The sequence below is a fragment of the Haladaptatus sp. HS23 genome (assembly GCF_056892285.1).
Genome location: NZ_JBXGLH010000081.1, coordinates 1 through 244, shown reverse-complemented (window position 1 = coordinate 244; position 244 = coordinate 1). Strand labels below are relative to the sequence as shown.

1 protein-coding gene is annotated in these 244 nt (G+C 43.9%); it reads left to right on the top strand.

Annotation, left to right across the window (positions count from 1 at the left end):
* Positions 1-19: 19 nt before the first annotated feature.
* Positions 20-244: hypothetical protein (locus AC1XDK_RS30895; RefSeq protein ID WP_483353844.1), on the top strand; the 225-nt coding region annotated here is incomplete at its 3' end.

Sequence of the window (244 nt, the reverse complement as noted above, 5' to 3'; positions counted from 1 at the left end):
AAGAGGATATTAAAATTATATGAGTGATGACGACATCGTTGTAAAGCCAACAGGTGTCGCCAGCGAAGACTCAGCAACCAGTCGCATGAACCTATCTCAAGTAGGTTACACTGGCCTTAAAGAAGTCTCTGGGTATATCTTTGAAGATGCTCGGATTGATTTACGCTGGCCTTATGCTGGTGAAACCTACCGTAAGATGTTACTAGACCCCACCATTGCTTCGGTCACAAACTTCATCAAACTG